The organism is Krasilnikovia sp. M28-CT-15 (assembly GCF_047159595.1).
In the GTDB taxonomy this organism is placed as follows: Bacteria; Actinomycetota; Actinomycetes; order Mycobacteriales; family Micromonosporaceae; genus Actinoplanes.
In genome coordinates, this window is record NZ_BAAGAK010000001.1 from 183,260 (window position 1) to 205,496 (window position 22,237).

The following is a 22,237-nucleotide window of genomic DNA, read 5'->3' on the forward strand; positions in this document are numbered from 1 at the left end:
GGTGGCTGTACTCGGGCCTGGGCGGAAACCCTGTTTGTACTGGTGGAGCCCACGAGACTCGAACTCGTAACCCCCGCCTTGCAAAGGCGGTGCTCTGCCAGTTGAGCTAGGGCCCCGGGACTGATGTCAGCGCAGGTCAGTGGCCGTGGTGGCCTCGTGCCAGAGGGCACGTTCGTCACTGGACGCCTTGACCCGCTTGACGATCAGCGCAGCCGCGCCAACCACGCCGACGATGATCAGGAGCTTCTTCAGCATGGCTGGACCTCTCGATCTGCGACTGCCGGGCACGATGGTGGGGCTAGCTGGAATCGAACCAGCGACCTCAGAGTTATCAGCTCTGCGCTCTAACCGACTGAGCTATAGCCCCGTAAGTGCGACACGAAGGTTACCGTACCCCGACTTGGACCCCCAAACCGGGACCCCCGCCGCGCGAACGGACCGGGAAGGGACCGCCGCACGGCAGGCGGCAGGCCCCTTCCGCACCGTTCAGTCGCGCTCTGCCAGGGTGAGCTCGATGCCACCCACCAGGTCCGCGCAGACGTTGTAGATGAACGCCCCGAGCGTGGCGAGAGCGGTGAAGAGCACCACGTTCACCGCGCCGATGAGCATCGACGTACCGATGACGCCCCACGCGGTGACCCGGAAGCCCGAGTTGGTCGAGCCGGCACCACCGCTGGCGCTCACCAGGTCGCCCAGGCCCTTGTTGATCTCCTTCCAGACGCCCATGGCGTCCAGCGCGAGATACAGGACCGAGGTCGCGACGACGACGACGATGAAGATCACCACGGAGACGGCGAACGCGAACTTCATCACGGACCACGGATCGATCCGCTTGAGGTTCAGGCGGGCGCGGCGCGGGCCACGCGCGGCGGCCGACGAGACCGTGGACCGGGCGGCGCGCACCGTCTCCGACACCCGGGCCGCGCCGACCGCTGCCGCACCGGTGGCGGTGGCGCCGGGGCGCTTGCCGTCCGGGGCCGCCACGCCGGGCCGCTGCGGCGCGGCGCCGGGCGAGACGGGAGGCAGGACACCGGTACGCGCAGCCGCCCCGTTGGGGGTCGCGCCCTTGGTGCCGCCCTTGGTGACGACCGGCACTGCTGCCGAACCCTTCGCGATCCCCGCGGCCTGCGCGCCTGCCGGCCGGTCCGCCTTCGCCGGGGCGTCCCCATCGGCGGGCGGCTCATTCGGCGGCGGGGCCATGCCCGGCGCACGCGTGAACTTCGGCGGGGACGGTGAGTCGGTGGCGGGGACTGTCGCGCGGCCGGCGGCCTCGCGTCCGGCCGGCGCGGAACCGTCCTTCTTCGGCTCCGCATCGACCGGGGTTGTCGAGGTCCCCGAACTCCCCGACTTCGCCGTGGTCTCCGTCATCAACTAGTCCTGTTCGTCAGGCTCGTCGGCATTGCGAGCAAGCGCCACGATGGTTACACCTTCTGGGAGGTCCATCAGCTTGACCCCCATTGTGTTCCGATCCCGCGTGCGCCGTACAGGCTTCACGGGAGTCCGGATGACTCCACCATTGCTGGTGATGGCAAATAGCTCGTCCTCCGGGCTGATTACCAACGCACCGACCAGGCCACCACGACGCTCCGTGATCTTCGCGGTCAGTACGCCCTTGCCACCCCGCCCCTGGACGGGGTACTCCTCGATCGGCGTCCGCTTGGCATACCCGCCGTTCGTGGCGACCAAAACGTCCAGCCCTTCGCGGACCACCTCCATCGCCAGCAGTTCGTCCTCGCCGGTGAACCGCATGCCGATGACACCTGAGGTCGCCCGGCCCATCGGCCGCAGCGCCTCGTCCGACGCGTTGAACCGGATGGCCTGGGCGTGCTTGGAGACCAGCAGCAGGTCCTCCTCCGCACTGGCCAGCGCCGCCCCCACCAACTCGTCGTCCTCCCGCAGGTTGATGGCGATGATGCCACCGCTCCGGTTGGAGTCAAATTCCTCCAGCCGGGTCTTCTTCACCAGGCCATTCTTCGTTGCCAGCACAAGATACGGTGCGACCTGGTAATTCGCGATCTGGATGACCTGGGCGATGTGCTCGTCGGGCTGGAACGCCAGCAGGTTCGCGACGTGTTGGCCCTTGGCGGTTCGGCCCGCTTCTGGTAGCTCGTACGCCTTGGCCCGGTACACCCGGCCCTTGTTCGTGAAGAACAGGATCCACGCGTGGGTCGAGATCACGAAGAAGTGGCTCACGATGTCGTCCTGGCGCAGCGACGCGCCGCTCACGCCCTTGCCACCGCGCTTCTGCGACCGGTACATGTCGATCTTGGTGCGCTTCGCGTACCCCGTACGTGTGATCGTCACCACGACGTCTTCGCGGGCGATGAGGTCCTCCATCGAGACCTCACCGTCGAACGGGATGATCTGGGTGAGCCGTTCGTCACCCCACCGGTCGACGATCTCCTTCAGTTCCTGGGAGATGATCGACCGCTGCCGCTCGGGCTTGTCCAGAATGTCCTTAAGGTCGGCGATCTCCACCTCGATCTTCGCCAACTCATCGATGATCTTCTGGCGCTCCAGAGCCGCCAGCCGCCGCAGCTGCATGTCCAGGATCGCGGTGGCCTGCACCTCGTCCACGTCCAGCAGCTGCATCAGGCCCTGGCGCGAGTCCTCGACCGTCGGCGAACGCCGGATCAGAGCGATCACCTCGTCCAGCATGTCCAGCGCCTTCACCAGGCCGCGCAGGATGTGCGCCCGCTCCTCGGCCTTGCGCAACCGGAACGCCGTCCGCCGGCGGATGACGTCGATCTGGTGCGCCACGTAGTTGCGCAGGAACTGCGCCAGGTTCAGCGTGCGCGGCACCCCGTCGACCAGCGCCAGCATGTTCGCGCCGAACGTGTCCTGCAACTGGGTGTGCTTGTACAGGTTGTTCAGCACGACCTTGGCGACCGCGTCGCGTTTCAGAACCAGGATCAGGCGCAGACCGGTACGCCCGGACGACTCGTCCCGGATATCCGCGATCCCGGTGAGCTTGCCCTCCTTGACCAGCTCCGCGATCCGCTCGGCGAGATTGTCCGGGTTGACCTGGTACGGCAGCTCGGTCACCACGAGGCTGGTACGCCCCCGGGCGTCCTCCTCCACCTCGACGACCGCGCGCATCCGGATCGAGCCGCGCCCGGTCCGGTACGCGTCCTGAATGGCCGACTTGCCCACGATCAGGCCCCTGGTCGGGAAGTCCGGACCCTGGACGATGTCGATGAGGGCGTCCAGTGTGGTCGCCTCGTCCGCCTCGAAGTTGTCCAGGCACCATTGCACCGCCGCGGCGATCTCGCGCAGGTTGTGGGGCGGAATCTTGGTGGCCATTCCGACCGCGATGCCCTCGGACCCGTTGACGAGCAGGTTCGGGAACCGCGCCGGCAGGATCGTGGGCTCCTTCGCCCGCCCGTCGTAGTTGTCCTGCATGTCGACGGTGTCTTCGTCGATGTCGCGCAGCATCTCCATCGCGAGCGGCGCGAGCCTCGACTCCGTGTTGTGGCTGACGAAACCGTTCGTCACGAACGCGTGGTCGTCGGTGTCGACCCGGATGCTGAAAACCGGGCGTACGCCGCCGTCCGTGACGCTGGCCACGTCGGCGTAGTAGAAGCGGCCGTCCACCAGCGGCTCGACGACGTCCAGGACACCGGGTTCGGTGATCCGCGCGGCGATCTCGGCGCCGTCACGCTCCCAGCGCTCGATGCGGTCGATGTTGTGCTTGACCAGCCAGTCACGCTCGGTCCACCGACGAGCACCGTACGTCCGGATGAAGTCGCCGACGAACGGCACGTGGTCGCCGGACATCGCCGTGCTGGTCGCCGGGATCGAGCCCAGTTCCGACTGCAGCTTGGCCTGCTTGCGGCCGAGGAAGCCGACGTGGAGCGCAAACTGGCGAGCGTCCCGCCGGTTCGTGATGACGACCTTGATCTCACCGTTGTCGTCACGGCACTGCCGGGCGACCACGCCGAACTCCAGCAGCAACTGCTGGACCTCCGCCGCTAGACGCGCGCTGCGGGTCGAGTACGAGATCTGGATGGTGTTGCGCGGCAGCAGCGACGAGGAGCCGTCACCCTCGAAGAGGGACTGCAGGAACGCCCGTTTCACCGTGGCCGGGCCCGCCCACACGAACGATGGGACGAACTTGGCCGCGCTACGCGTCCCGATCAGCTCACCGAGCACGCTGCGGCGCAGCGCTTCTAGGTTCTGGATGTCGAGTTCGTGCAGCAGGCTGCCCGACGCGATCGGGCGGCGCTGGAGGTAACGCGGCCCACCGACGGCGATGTCGTATGCGGACACCACGCGAGCGAAGAAGCTGGCGTCGATGTTGTTGAAGCCCGCACGGGTCTCCGACGCCCAGCCCTCGCTGACGAACGCACCGGCCAGCACCGCCGCCTCGACGTGCTCCAGCATCGGCACACCGATCTCGTCGGGCACGACCCGCTGCATGACGACGCGATCGCCTGGCTGGATCTCCTCCAGAAGTTTCCACAGCAGCGTCGGCACGCCGCCGACGCTGACCAGGCACAACACTGGGTGGTTGTGCGTACCCGTCAGCTCGAAGCCCTCGCGGGTGCGCAGCGTGAGGGTCGGGTGCTCGCCCGAGTGGAAGAACTTCGTGGCCCGGACCGGGTCTCCGTTGCGGTCGAAGACCTTGAGGTCGATGTCGGTCTCGGAGTTCGGCGCCGCGTCCGGGACGATGTCGCCGATCCGCACCGTGCCAAGCGATGTTCGTACCAAAGTGTCCGAAATAACACAATATCTCATCGCGGCCGGCGGGTCGTTGCCGGGCGAGCCGAAATTGCCGTTGCCGTCGATCAGCGGGTAGCGCAACGACCACGGCTGCGCCATGCGCACCAGCGCGTCGTAGATCGAGGAGTCACCATGCGGGTGGTAGTTGCCCATGACGTCGCCGACGACGCGGGCGCACTTGACATAGCCCCGGTCCGGGCGGAAACCGGAGTCGTACATCGCGTACAGAATCTTGCGGTGCACCGGCTTGAGGCCGTCGCGCACGTCGGGCAGGGCGCGGCCCACGATGACGCTCATGGCGTAGTCGAGGTACGAGCGCTGCATCTCGACCTCGAGGCCGACCGGCTCGATGCGCTGGGTCACGCCGCCGCCGACGTCGTCCTGGGGCTCGTCGCCCGGGGTCTCGGGAGTGTCCGTCACAGTTAACCCTTACTTGCAGTAGAACCCGACATCAAGGGCCGAGCTACGCATTTCGCTGTGGATAACGTTGTGGAAAGTAGTGGGGGACTGTGTATAACCACAGGTCGGCGGCGTTTCGATGACCGCCGAACTGCCGTCAGATGTCCAGGAAGCGCACGTCCTTGGCGTTGCGCTGGATGAACGTCCGGCGCGCCTCGACGTCCTCGCCCATGAGCACGCTGAACAACTCGTCGGCGACCGCGGCGTCATCCAGTGTCACTTGACGAAGCGTCCGGGTGGCCGGGTTCATCGTGGTGTCCCACAGCTCCTGGAAGTTCATCTCGCCGAGACCCTTGAACCGCTGGATGTCGTCCGGCTTGGCGTTCGGCTTCTTCTGCTGGCGCAACGCGATCAGACCGTCGCGCTCCCGGTCGGAGTACGCGTACTGGGCGTCATCGCCCTTCTTGTTCCATTTGAGCTTGTACAGCGGCGGGGCGGCCAGGTAGACGTGACCGACCTCGACCAGCGGGCGCATGAAGCGGAACAGCAGCGTCAGCAGCAGCGTCTGGATGTGCTGGCCGTCGACGTCCGCGTCCGCCATCAGCACGATCTTGTGATAGCGGAGCTTGGCGATGTCGAACTCGTCGTGGATGCCGGTGCCCAGCGCGGTGATCAGCGCCTGGACCTCGTTGTTCTTCAGCACCCGGTCGATCCGGGCCTTCTCCACGTTCAGGATCTTGCCCCGGATCGGCAGGATGGCCTGGGTGATGCTGTCGCGGCCGGACTTGGCCGAGCCACCGGCCGAGTCGCCCTCGACGATGAACAGTTCGGTCAGGCGCGGGTCGGTGGACTGGCAGTCGGCCAGCTTGCCCGGCATCGATCCGGACTCCAGCAGCGACTTGCGCCGGGCCAGCTTGCGCGCCTGCTGAGCGGCGATCCGGGCCCGGGCGGCCTGGGAGGCCTTGGTGACGATCATCTTGGCCTCGGCCGGGTTGCGCTCGAACCAGTCCGCGAGCTGGTCGTTGGCAACCTTCTGCACGAAGCCCTTCATGTCGGTGTTGCCCAGCTTTGTCTTGGTCTGACCCTCGAACTGCGGATTGGCCAGTTTGACCGAGATGATCGCGGCCAGCCCCTCGCGGATGTCCTCGCCGGACAGCTTCTCGTCGCTCTTGAGCAGCTTCTTCTCCGCGCCGTAGCGGTTGACCATGCTGGTCAGCGCGGCCCTGAAGCCCTCCTCGTGTGTGCCGCCCTCGTGCGTGTTGATCGTGTTGGCGAAGGTGTACACCGACTCGCCGTACGACTCGTTCCACTGCATGGCGACCTCGACCGCCATGCCCTCCTCGTTCGCTTCGGCGCCGAACTCGATCACCGACTTGTGGATGGCGGTCTTGGTGGCGTTGAGGTGGCGCACGAAGTCGGCGATGCCACCCGCGTACATGAAGGTGACCTCGCGGGCCTTGCCGTTCTCGTCTTCCTGGCCGGGACGCTGGTCGAGCAGGTTGATCGTCAGGCCGCGGTTGAGGAACGCCATCTCCTGGAGCCGGCGGTAGATGGTCTGGAAGTCGAAGTCGACCGTCTCGAAGACCGTCGGGTCGGGCCAGAACTGGACCGTGGAGCCGGTCGTCGTGGTGGCCTCACCCTTCTCCAGCGGGCCGGGCTTGGAGGCCGAGTACTGCTGGCGCCACACGAAACCGGACTTGTGGATCTCCACGGCCATCCGGGTCGACAGCGCGTTGACCACGGAGACACCGACACCGTGCAGGCCGCCGGAGACCTTGTACACCGTGCCCTCGAACTTGCCGCCCGCGTGCAGCACGGTCAGCGCCACCTCGACGCCCGGCTTCTTCAGCTTCGGGTGCAGGTCGACCGGGAAGCCGCGGCCGTTGTCGGTGACGGAGACGCCGCCATCGGCCAGCAGAACGACGTCGACGGTGTCACAGAAGCCCGCCATGGCCTCGTCGACGGCGTTGTCCACGACCTCCCAGACCAGGTGGTGCAGGCCGCGCTCGCCGGTGGAGCCGATGTACATGCCGGGACGCTTGCGCACCGCTTCGAGGCCCTCGAGCACGGTGATGGACTCGGCACCGTATTCGTGCTTCTTCTCTGCCACGTCGGCCACTTTCTCCTGCCCGGCCCGCGTGCGGGCCGGACCCGGGGTCGGCGGGCGGCTGCTGGCGGCCGACGCGCACGGTGCACCACAGATGACAACCCGCGGGAAGGGGCGGACCACCGGTGGAGCAGAGCCGCGCCGGTCGCCGCGGTCACCCGCGGATCGTGATCGGCTGGAAAAATCGCGCAGCGTGACGGATCATCGTCATGCTGGCGTTTTCCCGGTCTTCGGCGATTCTACTCCGCTGGAGCGAGTTCACGGGGGTCCGGCACCCTTTCCGGGCGGCTCAGATTGCCGTAGCGGCTCGCAGGCCGCCTCCCACGTCTCCCCCTACACGGAAGAGGTGCCCGACCGCAATGGCCGCGGAATCGGGCGCCGCCCGGTGGGGCGCGCCTGCCGCACCCGAGGGCCACGCGCTGCGACACTGCCTCACGGCCACCGGTGGCGGTGTCGTAACCTCCCCGCGCGGGCCGGTGTACGGCCGGACGGCCGCAAGGGTAGGTCGAGGAGGTGGCCCCCCATGGCGCACGACAAGGGCCTGGACAACGTCGCGGTGCGCTGGCCGCGGACGAACCAGTTCTATGACCCGGTGGCGCCCGCCGAGTTCGTCGACTTCGGGGGCATCGCGGAGGCGCCCGACATCGCGGCGCCGACCGGCGCGCTCGCGCTGCACATAGCCAAGACGGGTACGGTGCGCGCCACCGCGTACACCGAGCTGGTCGATCTGCTGCTGGGTCTGGACGGCGTGCTCTACGCGACGGACGCGGCCGCGGAGGACGAGGACCCGGTGATCGACCCCGACGGCTGCGCGTGGATCGCGGGCGGGCTGGAACGCTTCGTCGAGGGCCACCATGAGTACGGCGACCTGGTCACGTTCGACAGTGTGGCCGCAGTGATGCGCGCGGCGGTGGCCGGTGGACGGCTCGCGGAGCAGCAGTTGCGGTGGCTGGACCACCGGCTCGCGGCACTGCGCGACGACGCCGGGAACGCGCCGCACTGGAGTTTCGCCCGTACCGAGCTCGCGGTGCTGGCCGGCTTCTACCGCCGCTGCGCCGAACGCGGCTTCGCCGTCTTCGCCGACTACTGACCGCTCCCAGCCCATCGACGTGCCGGCCGCCCGCGCGGCGGGTGGCGCAGGCGCGGGCGGTGGCGACCGCCGCGTCCCGGCCGACCGCCTACGGGCGCGACAGCGAGTGTCAGCCGTAGGTGTCTCGAGGGCCGCGGCCCTGGACGCGGCGCGGGCCCCGGCTCCACGAGGGCGCGGCCGGGCCGTGGATGTTGAGCCGGGTGACCACGTTGTTGCCGACCTCGGCCGCGATCCGTTTGAGCAGGTTCCCGGCGAGCAGGCGCAGCTGGGTGGCCCAGGCTGTGGATTCGGCCTCGACCGTGAGCACCCCTGCGTCGAGCTTCACCGGGCGGCTGTGCGCCGCGATGTCCGACCCGACGACCTTCTCCCAGTCGCCGAACACCTTGGCCTCGGCGGCGGGTTTCTGCCACCCGCGCTGCTTCATCAGCCGCTCCAGGACGGCACCGAACAGTTGCGGGTCACGTGGATCGGGTCCGGGCCCGGAATAGCCGCGTAGCCGCCGACCGCCGCCCTCGCCCCCGGCGCCGGAGCGGCGGGGGGCTCGCTGCGCGGCGCGGCGCTTGGCCAGCGCCGCGTCCAGCACCGCCCGGGCGAGTTCGGGCCCGGCCGCCCCCGCCGTGCCCTGCCCGTCGCCGGAGCCACCCGCCCGGTCGGTGCTGGGCCCGCCGGCTTTCGGCCCGCCAGCTTCCGGCCCGCCGGTGGAGGGCCCGCCGGTAGAGGCGGGCGGGCGGCCGGGCTGGGTGGGCTCGTCCGGCCTCTCGGAGCCGAACGACCCCGCCGGGCCGCGGTCAGCCGGCACGGGTCACCGTCCCGGGGGCGACGTCGAAGCGCGCGCCGCGCAGGGTCGCGGGTACGTCCTGCGGCACCGCACAGGTCACCAGCAGCTGGCCGGCATCACCTACCAGCGAGGCCAGCCGGTCCCGGCGTCCGGTGTCCAGCTCGGCGAAGACGTCGTCGAGCACGAGCACCGGCTCGATGCCCTCGGCCCGCAGCAGGTCGTACGCGGCCAGCCGCAGCGCCAGCGCGAACGACCACGACTCGCCGTGGCTCGCGTACCCCTTCGCGGGCAGGTCGCCCAGGGTCAGCGCGACGTCGTCGCGGTGTGGGCCGACCAGGGTGACGCCCCGCTCGGTCTCGGCGGCCCGCTGCTCTACCAGCGCCTCCAGCAGGGCCTGTTCCAGTGCCGCGCGATCCGGCGCGAGGACGTCGCCCAGGCGGGAGGTGTACGCGATGGACGCCGCCGACCGTCCCGCCGCGACCGCGTCGTACGCCTTGGTCAGGTGCGGTGCCAGCGCGGTGACCAGCTCCAGCCGCCCGGCCAGCAGCTCCGCCCCGTGGTGGGCGAGATGCTGGTCCCAGACGGCCAGGGTGGACAGGTCCTGCCCGCGGGTGCCGCCGACCTTGCGGGTCAGGTACGCGGTGCGCAGCAGGGCGTTGCGCTGCTTGACCACCCGGTCGTAGTCGGCGCGCACCCCGGCGAACCGGGGCATCCGTGCCACCAGCAGGTCATCGAGGTAGCGGCGGCGCTCGGACGGGTCACCGCGGACGAGTTCCAGGTCCTCCGGGGCGAACAGGACCATGCGCAGTGCGCCGATGACCTCGCGGGACCGGCGCACCGGGGAGCGGTTGAGGCGGGCCCGGTTCGCCTTGCCGGGGACGATCTCCAGCTCGACGAGCAGTTCGCGTCCCTCGTGGACGATCGCGCAGCGGACGATCGCCGCGGCCGCTCCCGCGCGGACCAGCGGCGCGTCCGTGGCGACCCGGTGACTGTCCAGGGTGGCCACGTACCCGAGGGCTTCGATGAGGTTGGTCTTGCCGGTGCCGTTGGGGCCGACCAGCACGGTGACGCCGGGTTCGAGGTCGACCGACGCCCGCTCGTACGAGCGGAAGTCGGTCAGCTCGACCCGGCGCACGTACACGGCTGACTCAGCGCTTGACGGCGTGGCCGCCGAACTGGTTGCGCAGCGCGGCCACCGCCTTGATGGCCGGCGAGTCCTCCTGGCGGGAGGTGAACCGGGCGAACAGCGAGGCGGCGATCACGTTGGCCGGCACGCCGAGCCGGACGGCCTCGTCCACGGTCCACCGGCCCTCGCCGGTGTCCTCGGCGTAGCCGCGGATCCCGGCCAGCTGCGGGTCCTCGTCCAGGGCCCGGTCCAGCAGGTCGAGCAGCCAGGACTTGACCACGCTGCCCTCGCGCCAGCTCTTGATCACGGCGGGGACGTTCTGCACCAGCTCGGAGGCGTCGAGGATCTCGTACCCCTCGGCGTAGGCGTGCATGAGGCCGTACTCGATGCCGTTGTGGATCATCTTTGCGTAGTGGCCGGCGCCGTGCGGTCCGGCGTGCGCGAAGCCGAACTCACCGGCCGGCTTGAGGGCGTCGAAGATCGGGCGGCAGTGTGCGACGATCTCGGCGTCGCCGCCGACCATCAGCGCGTACCCGTTGGTCTTGCCCCAGATGCCGCCGGAGACGCCGCAGTCGAGGTAGTGGATGCCCTTGGCCTCGAGCCGCTCCGCGCGCGGGGCGTCGTCGGTGAACTTGGAGTTTCCGCCGTCGATCACGATGTCGCCGGGGAACAGCAGCTCGGCCAGCTTGTTGATGGTGCCCTCGGTGATCTCGCCGGACGGGACCATGGTCCACACCACGCGCGGCGCGGCGAGCTTCTGGACCAGCTCGGCGAGGCTGGCGACGTCGCTGGTCTCCTTGTGGTGGTCGTACCCGATGACCTCGAGACCGGCGGCGCGCATCCGGTCCCGCATGTTGCCGCCCATCCGGCCGAGACCGACAAGGCCGAGCTGCATGATGTCCCCCTACGGTGTGCGTACTTCAGCTCAGTATCAGCGCGTTACCCGGATCGGCATGATCAGATAGCGGTATCCGGGCACGATTTCGCCGTCCTCACCGGCGGGCGAGATCACCGCGGGCTTGAACGCGTCGACGAAGGACAGCACCGCGGTGGGGGCGTTCAGGTTCTGCAGGCCGTCGATCAGGTACTGCGGGTTGAAGCCGATGGTCAGGTCCTCACCGGTGAAGGTGGCCTCCATCGCCTCGCTGGCGCGCGCCTCCTCGGTGCCGCCCGCCTCGACCACCAGGCCGTCGGCGCTGAAGCTCAGCAGCACGGGGGTGGTGCGTTCGGCCACCAGGGCGACGCGGCGGACCACCTCGACCAGCGCCCCGACCGGCACCCGCGCCTCCGCGTTGTGGCTGGCGGGGAACAGCGAACGCACCGGCGGGTAGTTCGCGCCGTCGAGGAGCCGGCTGGTGGTTCGCCGGGTGCCACCGGCGAACCCGATCATGCCTTCACCCGCGGCGCCCTGGGCCAGTGCGATGGTGACCTCGCCGCCGACCGGGCCGAGCGCCTTGGCGGTGTCGTTGAGGGTCTTGGCGGGCACCAGCGCGTTGAGGCTGATCTCCGGGTCCCCGGGGTTCCACTCCATCTCCCGCATGGCGAGGCGGTAGCGGTCGGTGGCCAGCATGGCGAGGCTCGTACCGTTCAGCTCCACCCGGACGCCGGTCATCATCGGCAGGGTCTCGTCACGGCCCGCGGCGATCGCGACCTGGGCCACCGCGGCGGCGAACGCCTGCGCGTCGACCGTGCCGGTGGACGACGGCATCTCCGGCAGCGTCGGGTAGTCCTCCACCGGCATGGTGGGCAGGGTGAACCGGGCACTGCCGCAGACCAGTTCGAGATGCGCGCCGACCGCGGCGATGTCCACCGGCTTGGCGGGCAGCGCCTTGGTGATCTCGGCGAGAAGGCGGCCGGAGACCAGTGCTGCCCCGTCGGCGTCGGCCTGCACCTCCACGCTCACCTGGCTGGAGACCTCGTAGTCGAAACCGGAGACGTGCAGCCGCCCGTCCGCCGCCCGCAGCATGACGCCGGCGAGCACCGGCACCGAGGGACGGCTGGGCAGGCTCTTGGCCGTCCAAGCCACGGCGTCGGCGAGCGCGTCTCGCTCCACCCGGAACTTCATGCTGTCCTCCGCAACGCTTCCTCTATAGGGGCGGACCACCGAACTCTAGGGCGCGTACGGTCCCGCCCCGCGCCCGACCCCGGTGCTGAGAACTGAGCCTGACATGGGCGGGCCAGTTGCGACCCATCCACACCTTCCCCAACGCTGATGATTGGTTTTTGTTGTCTTAGAAGAGATAACTAGTCGTCTTCATCGGCCCTGTGCACAGTGTGGAGAACTGCCGTTCGCCCTGGTCAGGGGGTTATCCACCGGTGTTTCACATGTGGGTAACCCGGGTCGGAACCGTGGTCCGCGTCCACAGTCGCCGACCCGGCGGCGGTTGTCCACCGTTGTCCACCGGCTGTCCACCGGAAATCCACGGGGGTTGTCCCCGGCCCTGGGGATAACGCCGCGACGACACCGACTCGTCGTCCCCAGAACCTTCAACAGGCCATCCACACTCCTCCACAAGCAGTGGACAGAGTCGTCACTGTGAGTGTCTGTCCACATCGATTTCCCCATGGGTAATCCACATCTGTGGGGAACGCCCGCGGCGGTTGTCCACGGCTGGGGACAACCGTTGGGGACAGCCGGTGGATAACGTTGGCACGACACAGTCGGGTTGCGGCGCTGTGTGGACAAGGCGTTGTGGGGATAACCGCCCGGACGTGCGGCTGCCGGCCGCGGCCGTCCCCGGGCTGTGCACCCGTCCCCCAGGCGGTCGCCCGCCGGCAGGCGTCTGGGCGTACGAAATCGGGTCGGTGCCCTCAAGGGCTCCGACCCGTGCAGGCAGCGTGACGCCGTCAGGTGTTCTGCTTGATCCGGTTGGTCAGCTCGGCGATCTGGTTGTAGAGCGAGCGACGCTCCGCCATGTGCTGGCGGATCTTGCGGTCGGCGTGCATGACCGTGGTGTGATCACGGCCACCGAATGCCTGCCCGATCCGCGGCAGGGACAGCTCGGTCAGTTCCCGGCAGAGGTACATGGCGACCTGACGGGCGTTGACCAGGACCCGGGACCGCGAGTGGCCGCGCAGGTCCTCCAGGCTGACGCCGAAGTAGTCCGCAGTGGAGACCATGATCTGGTCGGCGGTGATCTCGGGCCCGGCCCCGTCCGGCATGAAGTCCCGCAGGACCTCCTCGGCCAGCGACAGCTGCACCGGCGAGCGGGTCAGGCTGGCGAACGCGGTCACCCGGATCAGGGCGCCCTCCAGCTCCCGGATCGAGTTCGACACCCGGGACGCGATGAACTCGAGTACGTCGTCCGGGGCGTACATCCGCTCCTGGGTCGCCTTCTTCTGCAGAATGGCGATACGGGTCTCCAGATCCGGCGGCTGGATGTCGGCCAGCAGGCCCCACTCGAACCGGGTCCGCATCCGGTCCTCCAGCGTGGCCAGCTGCCGTGGCGAACGGTCGGAGCTGATCACGATCTGCTTGTTCGCGTTGTGCAGCGTGTTGAAGGTGTGGAAGAACTCCTCCTGCGTGCGCTCCCGGTTCTCCAGGAACTGGATGTCGTCGATCAGCAGGATGTCGACGTCGCGGTAGCGCCGCTGGAACGCCTGGGTCTTGTCGTCGCGCAGGCTGTTGATGAAGTCGTTGGTGAATTCCTCGGTGGAGACGTAGCGCACACTGCGGGCGTGCCCGAGCGTGGTGGCGTAGTGCCCGATCGCATGCAGCAGGTGGGTCTTGCCCAGCCCGGAGCTGCCATAGATGAACAGCGGGTTGTACGCCTTCGCGGGTGACTCGGCCACGGCCACCGACGCGGCATGCGCGAAGCGGTTGGAGGACCCGATGACGAACGTCTCGAACATGTACTTCGGGTTGAGCCGGTTGCCGCCGTCCCCGCCCGGGCGCGGATTGCCGCCCGCCCGCATGTCCACCGGGCTGCGGCCGGGACCGTTGTCGCCCGCATGGCCCATCCGCGGCGCCTCGTCGCGCCCCGGCGGGCGCTCGTCGCGCCGCTGGCTGTCGTGCCGGTGCCCCGGGTCGGCGACCATCCGGCGCCCGGCGGACTCGCGCGGCGGCTCGGCGTACTGCGGCTCGGCGTAGGTGGGCTCCGGGTAGTGCGGCGACTGCCGGGGCGGGGCCTCCGGCTCGGAGTGGCCCGGTCCCGGGTGGGGCGCGGCGGGGTGGGCGGGCAGCGGGGCCGGCATCTGGGCCTGCTGCGGCACGGGCGCGGCGAACAGTGCGTCCTGGGCGTCGCGGGCGTCGCGGGCGGCCGGCACGGCCCGCGGCGGCGGCGACGAGTGCTGCGCGGACCCGGTCGGGGCCGCGGCGTAGCGCTGCGGGTCGTACTCCTCTGATGGGTACGGGAGGTGCTCTGCGCCGTACCCGGGTGGGGGGGTGCCGGGGTCGCGGTCGTCGGTGTAGTGGTCGGGTCGGTCCCCGGGTTCGGACGCGGCGGCGCCGTAGCCCTCGGGCGGGGGCGTGCCGTACACCGTGCCGGGGCGGCCGGAGCCGTCCTCCGGTGGGCGCACCGTGACCGCGACCTGGATCGGACGGCCCAGCCGGCGCGACAGTGCGTCCGTGATCGCCGGACGCAGCCGCGACTCGATCACGTCGCGGGTGAAGGCGTCCGGGACGGACAGCAGGGCCGTGTCCTCGACGATGGCGCGCAGGTGGGTGAGTCGCAGGTACGCCCGCTGCTGGCCCGACACGATCTCGTCGGCCAGCTCGTTCGTCGCCGCAGTCCAGACCTTGCTCAGGTCGACCGAATCGGCCACCGCCGCGCCACCCCCATCGCCACCGGACGTCCCGGTGCCTTGTCCGGCTATCCGCCTCTGCCCGTCGTCACCCACACGGGCGGCCGACCGGCTCCCCCAACCCAGCACATTCATACGTGCTGTACGTGCACGGCGCCGCCGGCTGTCCACAGGTTATCCACAACCTGTGCACACCTTGGCGGTCGCTCCCCGGCCGGATGGTCGGCAGATTCCCCGGAGCCTGTGCTGGCGCGGGAAAACAGGCTCACCGTGCCGAACGATTCACCGCCTTGTCCGGTTTTGGTCCCCTCTATGCGGTATGCGATCAGCGCTCGGAGACCAGCAAACGGGCACGCTAACAGCGCGGCGGCACCGGGTTCAACCGGTGTCCGCCCGTGCGAGGTGCCAACGTTCATCGACCGTACGGAATGAACGGCAGGTGGGACGCCTGGCCTGCGCTCCCTGGCACGTCGCTCCCGCAGTCGATTGACCAGCGGATCCAGCTTGCGTAGGGTCGAACGGTTGCTCCGCCGCGCTCTGCTAAAGTGGCGTCTTGCAGCCGATCCCCTTTGCACGTAGCACGAAGACGGAGTTCTGACGTGAGCAAGCGCACCTACCAGCCGAACAACCGCCGGCGCGCGAAGACCCACGGCTTCCGGCTGCGCATGCGCACCCGGGCCGGCCGTGCGATCCTCGCCGCCCGCCGCACCAAGGGCCGCGACAAGCTGTCGGCCTGAGCCGACGCCTGTCGGGCCGGAATGCCCAGGTAATCGTGCTGGCCGCGGCGCAACGACTGCGGCGTAGCACCGACTTCGCCGCAGCGGTTCGCGGTGGCCGCCGAGCCGGACGAGGCACCTTGGTCGTCCACCTGAGTGTTCCACCGATCTCTGACGAGCCGGCGCCTGCCGGGAGTTCCGACTTCCCGGCGCGCGCCGGCTTCGTCGTGTCCAAGGCGGTCGGCAATGCGGTGGTTCGCAACCGGGTCCGGCGCCGACTGCGCCACCTCGTCCGGCCCCGGCTCGACGCCCTGCCGCCAGGCACCCTGATGGTGGTTCGCGCGCTGCCGTCAGCCGCCGCGGCGTCCAGTCAAACGCTCGATGCCGATCTCGCCGGGGCGCTGGCCGCCGCGCGGGCACCGCGCCGAGGGCGGGGCCGATGAGCACGGACTCGCCAGATCCCACGCCGGGCGGGTGCCCGCCGGAAGTGGGGCCGGGCACGACGCGGCGCGCCTCGCTGGTCGCCCGGCTGATGATCGGTGCAGTCGTCGCGTACCGTCGGTATTTGAGCCCGGCACTGCCGGCCCGCTGTCGGTTCTACCCCTCGTGCAGTGCCTACGCCCAGGAGGCGTTGGCGCGGCACGGTGCTTTGCACGGGACCGGACTGGCGATCTGGCGGCTGTTGCGCTGCCAACCCTTCCACCCCGGCGGGTACGACCCGGTGCCTGATCCGCAGCGTCGCCGTCCTGCCGATGTGACTGGAGCATGAATTGAGTCTCGACTGGATCTACTACGCGATCTCGTGGATCCTCCTGCGCTGGCACGACCTGTGGGCAGCCATCGGCATCCCCGAGTCCCGGGTCCTGGGGACCAACTGGACCTGGGTCCTGGCCATCGTGTTCCTGGTGGTGACAGTCCGGGTCATCCTGTTCCCGGTCTTCGTCAAGCAGATCAAGTCCCAGCGGGCCATGCAGGCCCTGCAGCCCAAGGTCAAGGAGCTGCAGGAGAAGCACAAGGGTGACCGGGAGACGCTCCAGAAGGAAATGATGGAGCTGTACCGGACGGAGAAGGCCAACCCGCTGATGGGCTGCCTTCCGATGTTCCTGCAAATCCCGGTCTTCCTGGGCCTGTTCCACGTGCTGCGCCGCCTGAGCCCGACCAACACCCAGCCGGAACTGTACGGCTGGACGAAGGACGAGTTCTACGCTGCGGCCAAGGCGGCGCTGTTCAACGCGCCCCTGCCGTCGAAGTTCGGCTCCACCGCCGAGGAGCTGGCCGCCCTCGGTGCGCACAGCGCCACGGTCAAGGTCGTGGCGGGCATCCTGGTCCTGGTCATGATGACCACCACGTATCTGACCAGCCGCCAGATGATCCTCAAGACCGGCTGGGCCGAGGACCCGCAGCAGAAGATGATCCAGCGCCTGATGCTGTACGGCATCCCGCTGTCCCTGCTGGTTTCGGGCTCGCTGTTCCCGATCGGTGTCATCATCTACTGGGTCACGAACAACATGTTCACCCTCGCCCAGCAGCAGTGGGTGCTGCGGAAGTTCCCGCCGCCGCAGATGGCCGGCACACGTGGCTCGGGCGCCCGTCCCGCCGGTGGCTCCGGCGCCGGCAAGGGCGGCTCCCCGAAGAGCCCGGTCCAGCCGGCTCGCACGGGTGGACTGTTCGGTCGCGGCAAGGCGAACGCGGAGACCGAGGCCACCAACCCCGTGGCGGACACCAAGGCCCTCGCCCCCAAGCCGGGTGCCAAGCCGACGAACCCCAAGAAGGGCGCCAGACCGGCGAACAAGCCCCAGGGGTAAGCCAGCGCGCGGGCCCACGTTCCGCAGCGCGGCCCCTGCCCGGACAGACCTGCCCGTGCCGGCGTACGGACACCGCCGACCCGGGAAACAGCGGACCGGCAGGTCCGGCACGAGAGTACGGAGATGACACCGTGACCGACACCAGCACGCCCAGCGCCGCCGAGTCGAGCGAGGCAGTCGATTCGGAGGCGGGCGGCGTTACTGCCGAGAACGGCAGCGCACCGGAGGCCGGGGACCAGCCGGACCAGAAGTCGGAGGGTGGCTCCTCCGACAGCGACCTGTTCCGGCAGAGCGAGATCGCCGCCGACTACGTCGAGGGTTTGCTCGACATCCTCGACTACGACGGCGACATCGACGAACTGGTCTCCAGCGGACGCCCGATGGTCGAGGTCGTCGGCGGCCGTCTGCAGCCGCTCGTCGGCCAGCGCGGCGCGACCCTGGAGGCGCTTCAGGAACTGACCCGACTGGCGATCTTCCGGGCGACCGGTTCACCGAGCCGCCTGCTGCTCGACATCGGCGGCTACCGGGCGACGCGGCGCAAGGAACTTGCGGCGGTCGCGCGTAACGCGGTCGAGAAGGTCAAGGAGCACGGCGACGCGGTACGGCTCGATCCGATGTCGGCGTTCGAACGCAAGTGCGTGCACGACGTCGTCAACGCGATCGCGGGCGTGCAGAGCGAGTCGGAAGGTGTCGAGCCGAACCGGCGCATCGTGGTCCGGCCGGCTGACTGACGCGATGACCACACCACGCTCCGGCGTGGGCGACGGCGGCCCGGGTGCTGAACGGCCCGGGCCGCCGTCGTCTGCGCACTCGCCCGCCACCTCGGTGGGAACGCCATTCCCGTCCGCCGCCGCCGAGCCTCCCGCGGAACTCGCCGAGGCCGCGCAGCGGGTGTTCGGGGATCGTCTTCCGTTAGCCACCGCCTATGCGCGCCTGCTCGTCACGGACGGCGTGATCCGCGGCCTGATCGGCCCGCGCGAGGCTCCGCGGATCTGGGAACGGCACCTGATCAACTGCGCGGTCTTGGCTGATCTGATCCCTAAAGGCGCTTATGTGGTGGATGTCGGATCCGGTGCTGGTTTGCCCGGTATCGTGCTGGCTGTGGCCCGGCCGGACCTCACCATCACCCTGGTCGAGCCACTGGCACGGCGTACCGCCTTCCTGTCCGAGGCGGTGACAGCGCTCGGCCTCGATGCGACCGTCACGGTCGTCCGCGGCCGGGCGGAAGAGGTTGCCGGCGGGCCCCCCGTCGCCGCTGACGTCGTCACCGCCCGAGCGGTCGCTCCATTGGACCGACTGGCCGGCTGGTGCCTACCGCTTGCCGCGGTGGGCGGCAGGCTGCTGGCGCTCAAGGGAGCCTCGGCCTCGGAGGAGGTGGCGGAGCACCGCGAGGCGATCAACCGCCTCGGTGGCTCCGACCCGGTCGTCCGGTCCTGCGGGACCGGGGTGATCGATCCCCCCAGCACGGTCGTCGAGGTCGTGCGGGAACGGGACGTCGTGCCGCCACGGTCAAGGTCGTCCGCGCGGGCGGCCGGTACGGGGCGGCGCCCGCGCGGCGGCGAAGGACGTGGCTCTGGACGAGGGAGAACGCGGAGGGGATAGATGGGCAGACGGGGCGCACGCAAGCGAGCCGGACGAGTCCCACGTGCTGTCGCTGAGCCGGCGCATCCGGCAGCGTCGCGCGCCCCAGCGGCCGACCCTTCCACGGTTCCGTCGCCTGGCGGTCCGGCCGTGGCGGTCTCGTCGCCTGGCGGTTCGTCCGTGGCGGTCTCGTCGCCTGGTGGTTCGTCTGCGGCGGTCTCGTCCCCTGGTGGTTCGTCTGCGGCGGTCTCGTCGCTCAGTGGGGCTGCCACTGCCAAGTCTGCCGTCGTGGCGCTGGAGGCGCCCCCGACGTCTGCGGCTCCCGCCATTCAACCTATGACAATGGGCGGTGCGCCGGACGTCGCCGAGAGGCCCGTTCCGGTCGCTGGTGTCCGCCATCCCCAGATAGCCACGACCCGGGAAGGTTCGGATGGCGTCCGGGAGAAGGGCGTTCGGGACCCGTGGCCGCCGCAAGCCGGACCGCCGCCGGGGGCGGTCGCGTTGCGATTCGTGGCGGGATTCATGGTTTTCGAAGCCGAGCCGGGGTCGCCCTCAGGGGCCTATCAGGCGGAGAATCGTGGCGAGCCTCGCCCCGCGGCCGTAGGCTGGCCGCGCGTCGATAGTGTGGAGCAGTCGGTGGGCGGAAGCGTCACTCCACCGCCTTCTGCCGGACCGCACGCATCGCCACACGGTGCCACGGTGAGTGCTCGCGGTGCCGACCCATTCCGACCAGGCAGGGATACGACGGTGCAGGAGCACGGCAGAGGTGTCGACGGTGGCCGCAGGACGTGGAACGGTGTTTCACGTGAAACCGATCCATCCACTGTCTCCGATCAGCCCGGGTTGGGGTTCGACAAGGGGGAACACGGCGTGCCGCAGCCACGCGTAGCAAACGGACACGGAGGCCAGGCATCGGGTCAGGTGTACGGCACGCCGACCACGGTCCCGGATGACTCGGCCGAGAGCGGTGCCTCGGAAGCGAGGCGGCCCGCGCCCGCACCACGTACGGGGCCGCCGACAGGCTCTGCCGCGGTACAGGTGTCGCCAGCTGGCTCAGCCGGTTCGGCGTCGTCGGACGAGGATGTTTCACGTGAAACAGCGGGTGGCGACGAGGCTGATCCCCCCCTGGCCATGGAGGCGCTGCGCGCCGTGCAGATCCTCAACCCGAGCGGTGAGATCACCATGCCGCGCCCGGACCACCCCCGCATCCTGTGCGTGGCGAACCAGAAGGGCGGCGTCGGAAAAACCACGACGACCGTGAACCTCGCGGTGGCGCTCGCATTGCACGGCAACCGCGTCCTCGTGGTTGACCTGGACCCGCAGGGCAACGCGTCGACCGGGCTCAACGTGCCACATCACGCCGGCGTCCCGGACGTGTACGACTGCCTGATCGACAATGTTCCGCTGGCTGAGGTGGCCCAATCGGTCGAGGGCATCCCGAACCTGTGGTGCGTGCCCGCGACCATAGACCTCGCTGGTGCTGAGATCGAGCTGGTCTCCGTGGTTGCCCGCGAGTCGCGCCTCGCCCGTGCCATCGCCGCGCACCCCGAGACGTTCGACTACGTCTTCATCGACTGCCCGCCGTCGCTGGGCCTTCTGACGGTCAACGCGCTCGTGGCGGCGCAGGAAGTGCTGATCCCGATCCAGTGCGAGTACTACGCACTGGAAGGTCTGAATCAGCTCATCAACAACATCAACCTCGTGCGTCAGCACCTGAACCCGGCGCTGGACGTCTCGACCATCTTGCTGACCATGTACGACCGCCGTACCCGGTTGGCGGACGCGGTCGAGCAAGACGTACGTAACCACTTCGGCGCCAAAGTGCTCGAGGCGGTGATCCCGCGCAACGTGCGGGTGTCGGAGGCACCGAGCTACGGCCAGTCTGTGATGACCTACGATCCGGGTTCGCGGGGCGCGACCAGCTACTTCGAGGCAGCGCTGGAGCTTGCGATGCGCGGGGTCAACACGGGAGGCACGGCATGAAGAACCGTCCACGGGGAGGTCTCGGGCGGGGCCTGGGCGCGCTGATCCCCACGGCGCCGCCGTCGGGTGCGGCCGTTGCCACCGAAGAGGCGCCTCCGGAGGTGGCGGCGGCACCCCCGGCGCCGCCGGTCGACCCTCCCGCTGCCGCTCCTCCGGTTTCCGCTCCTCCGGTCTCCGCTCCTCCGGCGCAGTTCACTCCGCCCAGCGAGCCCGACCGTGCGGTCGAATCGCTCGACGAGTCACCAGTCGTCGACGAGGAGCTGGCACCCGTGCCGGGTGCGCACTTCGCGGACCTTCCGGTATCCGCGATCGAGCCGAACCCGAGACAGCCCCGGCATGTCTTCGAGGAAGAGGCGCTTGAGGAACTCAAGTTCTCCATCCAAGAGGTCGGCTTCCTGCAGCCGATCGTGGTGCGGGAGATTGGCGAAGGCAAGTACGAGCTGGTCATGGGCGAACGGCGGTGGCGTGCTGCGCAGGCCATCGGCCGGGAGACCATTCCCGCAATCATCAGGGACACCCGCGACGACGCCATGCTCCGTGACGCCCTGTTGGAGAACATCCACCGGGCGAACCTGAACCCCCTCGAAGAAGCGGCCGCGTACCAGCAACTGCTCGACGAGTTCGGCGCCACTCACGAGGAGCTCGCACGTCGGATCGGCCGGAGCCGTCCGCAGATCTCCAACACGATTCGTCTGCTCAACCTGCCAGCCCCGGTGCAGCGCCGGGTGGCGGTCGGTGTGCTGTCCGCCGGGCATGCTCGCGCGCTGCTTAGCCTCGAGGACGGCGAGGCTCAGGAGAAGCTGGCGTTGCGGATCGTTGCCGAGGGTCTCTCCGTGCGCGCCACCGAGGAACTCGTGTCGCTCGCCCTCGCTGACGGTCCGGCGAAGAAGGCCGCGCCGACTCGCCGGGCGAAGGTGCATGCGCCAGCCCTCAACGACTTGGCAGAGCGGCTGTCGGATCGCTTCGACACCCGCGTCAAGGTCGACATCGGCCGCAACAAGGGGAAGATCACCATCGAGTTCGCCACGGTCGATGACCTGGAGCGCATCGTCGGCATGATCGGCGTCGACCAGGAGGGTGGCGAAGGCGAGTAGTGCTCTCGCCATCGAGGTAGGCGGGTAATCCCACCCAGAACGGAAGACCGGCACGCGATCCTGAGGTCGCGTGCCGCCTTTTCATCTGGTCTC

General features: G+C 69.4%; 18 protein-coding genes and 2 tRNA genes. 9 read left to right on the top strand and 11 right to left on the bottom strand.

Translation table 11 applies throughout. The annotated features are described in order from the left end of the window. Nucleotides 1-40: 40 nt before the first annotated feature. The 6 genes from ACMCNO_RS00895 to gyrB form a co-directional block, all read right to left on the bottom strand. Nucleotides 41-116: transfer RNA gene (locus ACMCNO_RS00895), tRNA-Ala, on the bottom strand. Between the two features lie 10 nt (nt 117-126). Continuing rightward, nucleotides 127-255 carry a DLW-39 family protein gene (locus ACMCNO_RS00900; RefSeq protein WP_412747526.1) on the bottom strand — a complete coding sequence of 43 codons (129 nt, stop codon included), beginning with the start codon at nt 253-255 and terminating at the stop codon, nt 127-129. A gap of 35 nt (nt 256-290) precedes the next feature. Beyond that, a tRNA-Ile gene (locus ACMCNO_RS00905) sits at nt 291-367 on the bottom strand. A gap of 119 nt (nt 368-486) precedes the next feature. Further along, nucleotides 487-1,368, bottom strand: coding sequence for a DUF3566 domain-containing protein (locus tag ACMCNO_RS00910; RefSeq protein ID WP_412747527.1), 882 nt, complete (start codon nt 1,366-1,368; stop codon nt 487-489). Between the two features lie 3 nt (nt 1,369-1,371). Further along, nucleotides 1,372-5,142, bottom strand: a complete 3,771-nt coding sequence (gyrA, locus tag ACMCNO_RS00915) for an intein-containing DNA gyrase subunit A (protein WP_412747528.1) — start codon at nt 5,140-5,142, stop codon at nt 1,372-1,374. A 136-nt stretch (nt 5,143-5,278) separates the two neighbouring features. Next, the gene (gene gyrB / locus ACMCNO_RS00920) at nt 5,279-7,231 is read right to left on the bottom strand and encodes a DNA topoisomerase (ATP-hydrolyzing) subunit B (RefSeq protein WP_412747529.1); all 1,953 of its coding nucleotides are present in this window, start codon (nt 7,229-7,231) and stop codon (nt 5,279-5,281) included. Nucleotides 7,232-7,751: 520 nt separating this feature from the next. On the opposite strand from gyrB, the gene ACMCNO_RS00925 reads away from it, so the two are divergent. Further along, nucleotides 7,752-8,318: a hypothetical protein gene (locus tag ACMCNO_RS00925; protein WP_412747530.1), complete on the top strand. Its 567-nt coding sequence runs from the start codon at nt 7,752-7,754 to the stop codon at nt 8,316-8,318. Nucleotides 8,319-8,427: 109 nt separating this feature from the next. Here the strand turns inward: ACMCNO_RS00925 and ACMCNO_RS00930 are convergent, their stop codons facing one another. The 5 genes from ACMCNO_RS00930 to dnaA all read right to left on the bottom strand — a co-directional run bounded on the left by ACMCNO_RS00930 (nt 8,428) and on the right by dnaA (nt 14,986). Then, on the bottom strand, nt 8,428-9,117 hold the full coding sequence (locus ACMCNO_RS00930; RefSeq protein WP_412747531.1) for a DUF721 domain-containing protein: 690 nt from the start codon (nt 9,115-9,117) through the stop codon (nt 8,428-8,430). After that, entirely contained in the window at nt 9,107-10,237 is a 1,131-nt protein-coding gene (gene recF, locus ACMCNO_RS00935) for a DNA replication/repair protein RecF (protein WP_412747532.1), read from the bottom strand. Before recF ends, ACMCNO_RS00930 begins: the two co-directional genes overlap by 11 nt. A 7-nt stretch (nt 10,238-10,244) precedes the next feature. Beyond that, nucleotides 10,245-11,117, bottom strand: coding sequence for a phosphogluconate dehydrogenase (NAD(+)-dependent, decarboxylating) (gnd, locus tag ACMCNO_RS00940; protein ID WP_412747533.1), 873 nt, complete (start codon nt 11,115-11,117; stop codon nt 10,245-10,247). A 36-nt stretch (nt 11,118-11,153) separates the two neighbouring features. Beyond that, nucleotides 11,154-12,287 carry a DNA polymerase III subunit beta gene (gene dnaN / locus ACMCNO_RS00945; protein ID WP_412747534.1) on the bottom strand — a complete coding sequence of 378 codons (1,134 nt, stop codon included), beginning with the start codon at nt 12,285-12,287 and terminating at the stop codon, nt 11,154-11,156. A 782-nt stretch (nt 12,288-13,069) separates the two neighbouring features. Next, entirely contained in the window at nt 13,070-14,986 is a 1,917-nt protein-coding gene (gene dnaA / locus ACMCNO_RS00950) for a chromosomal replication initiator protein DnaA (protein ID WP_412747535.1), read from the bottom strand. A 578-nt stretch (nt 14,987-15,564) separates the two neighbouring features. On the opposite strand from dnaA, the gene rpmH reads away from it, so the two are divergent. The 8 genes from rpmH to ACMCNO_RS00990 all read left to right on the top strand — a co-directional run bounded on the left by rpmH (nt 15,565) and on the right by ACMCNO_RS00990 (nt 22,144). Next, complete coding sequence (gene rpmH, locus ACMCNO_RS00955) at nt 15,565-15,702, top strand: 50S ribosomal protein L34 (protein WP_412747536.1); 138 nt, start codon at nt 15,565-15,567, stop codon at nt 15,700-15,702. Nucleotides 15,703-15,737: 35 nt separating this feature from the next. Continuing rightward, a complete protein-coding gene (gene rnpA, locus ACMCNO_RS00960; protein WP_412747537.1) occupies nt 15,738-16,124 on the top strand; it encodes a ribonuclease P protein component in 387 nt (128 codons plus the stop codon). Nucleotides 16,125-16,213: 89 nt separating this feature from the next. Beyond that, nucleotides 16,214-16,450, top strand: coding sequence for a membrane protein insertion efficiency factor YidD (yidD, locus tag ACMCNO_RS00965; RefSeq protein ID WP_412753570.1), 237 nt, complete (start codon nt 16,214-16,216; stop codon nt 16,448-16,450). A gap of 1 nt (nt 16,451) precedes the next feature. Beyond that, nucleotides 16,452-17,486 (top strand): membrane protein insertase YidC, encoded by a 1,035-nt coding sequence (gene yidC, locus ACMCNO_RS00970; RefSeq protein ID WP_412747538.1) that lies wholly within the window; start codon nt 16,452-16,454, stop codon nt 17,484-17,486. Nucleotides 17,487-17,617: 131 nt separating this feature from the next. Then, the gene (locus tag ACMCNO_RS00975) at nt 17,618-18,217 is read left to right on the top strand and encodes a protein jag (RefSeq protein WP_412747539.1); all 600 of its coding nucleotides are present in this window, start codon (nt 17,618-17,620) and stop codon (nt 18,215-18,217) included. Nucleotides 18,218-18,221: 4 nt separating this feature from the next. Further along, nucleotides 18,222-19,088, top strand: coding sequence for a 16S rRNA (guanine(527)-N(7))-methyltransferase RsmG (rsmG, locus tag ACMCNO_RS00980; protein WP_412747540.1), 867 nt, complete (start codon nt 18,222-18,224; stop codon nt 19,086-19,088). A 1,017-nt stretch (nt 19,089-20,105) separates the two neighbouring features. Next, on the top strand, nt 20,106-21,050 hold the full coding sequence (locus tag ACMCNO_RS00985) for a ParA family protein (RefSeq protein ID WP_412753571.1): 945 nt from the start codon (nt 20,106-20,108) through the stop codon (nt 21,048-21,050). Further along, a complete protein-coding gene (locus ACMCNO_RS00990) occupies nt 21,047-22,144 on the top strand; it encodes a ParB/RepB/Spo0J family partition protein (RefSeq protein WP_412747541.1) in 1,098 nt (365 codons plus the stop codon). Before ACMCNO_RS00985 ends, ACMCNO_RS00990 begins: the two co-directional genes overlap by 4 nt. Nucleotides 22,145-22,237: the final 93 nt, after the last annotated feature.

Coding starts and splice junctions, on each gene's coding strand:
- gnd (WP_412747533.1), bottom strand. CDS start 11,117: ATGCAGCTCGGCCTTGTCGGTCTCGGCCGGATGGGCGGCAACATGCGG.
- dnaN (WP_412747534.1), bottom strand. CDS start 12,287: ATGAAGTTCCGGGTGGAGCGAGACGCGCTCGCCGACGCCGTGGCTTGG.
- yidD (WP_412753570.1), top strand. CDS start 16,214: ATGATCGGTGCAGTCGTCGCGTACCGTCGGTATTTGAGCCCGGCACTG.
- ACMCNO_RS00900 (WP_412747526.1), bottom strand. CDS start 255: ATGCTGAAGAAGCTCCTGATCATCGTCGGCGTGGTTGGCGCGGCTGCG.
- ACMCNO_RS00925 (WP_412747530.1), top strand. CDS start 7,752: ATGGCGCACGACAAGGGCCTGGACAACGTCGCGGTGCGCTGGCCGCGG.
- rsmG (WP_412747540.1), top strand. CDS start 18,222: ATGACCACACCACGCTCCGGCGTGGGCGACGGCGGCCCGGGTGCTGAA.
- ACMCNO_RS00910 (WP_412747527.1), bottom strand. CDS start 1,368: ATGACGGAGACCACGGCGAAGTCGGGGAGTTCGGGGACCTCGACAACC.
- ACMCNO_RS00990 (WP_412747541.1), top strand. CDS start 21,047: ATGAAGAACCGTCCACGGGGAGGTCTCGGGCGGGGCCTGGGCGCGCTG.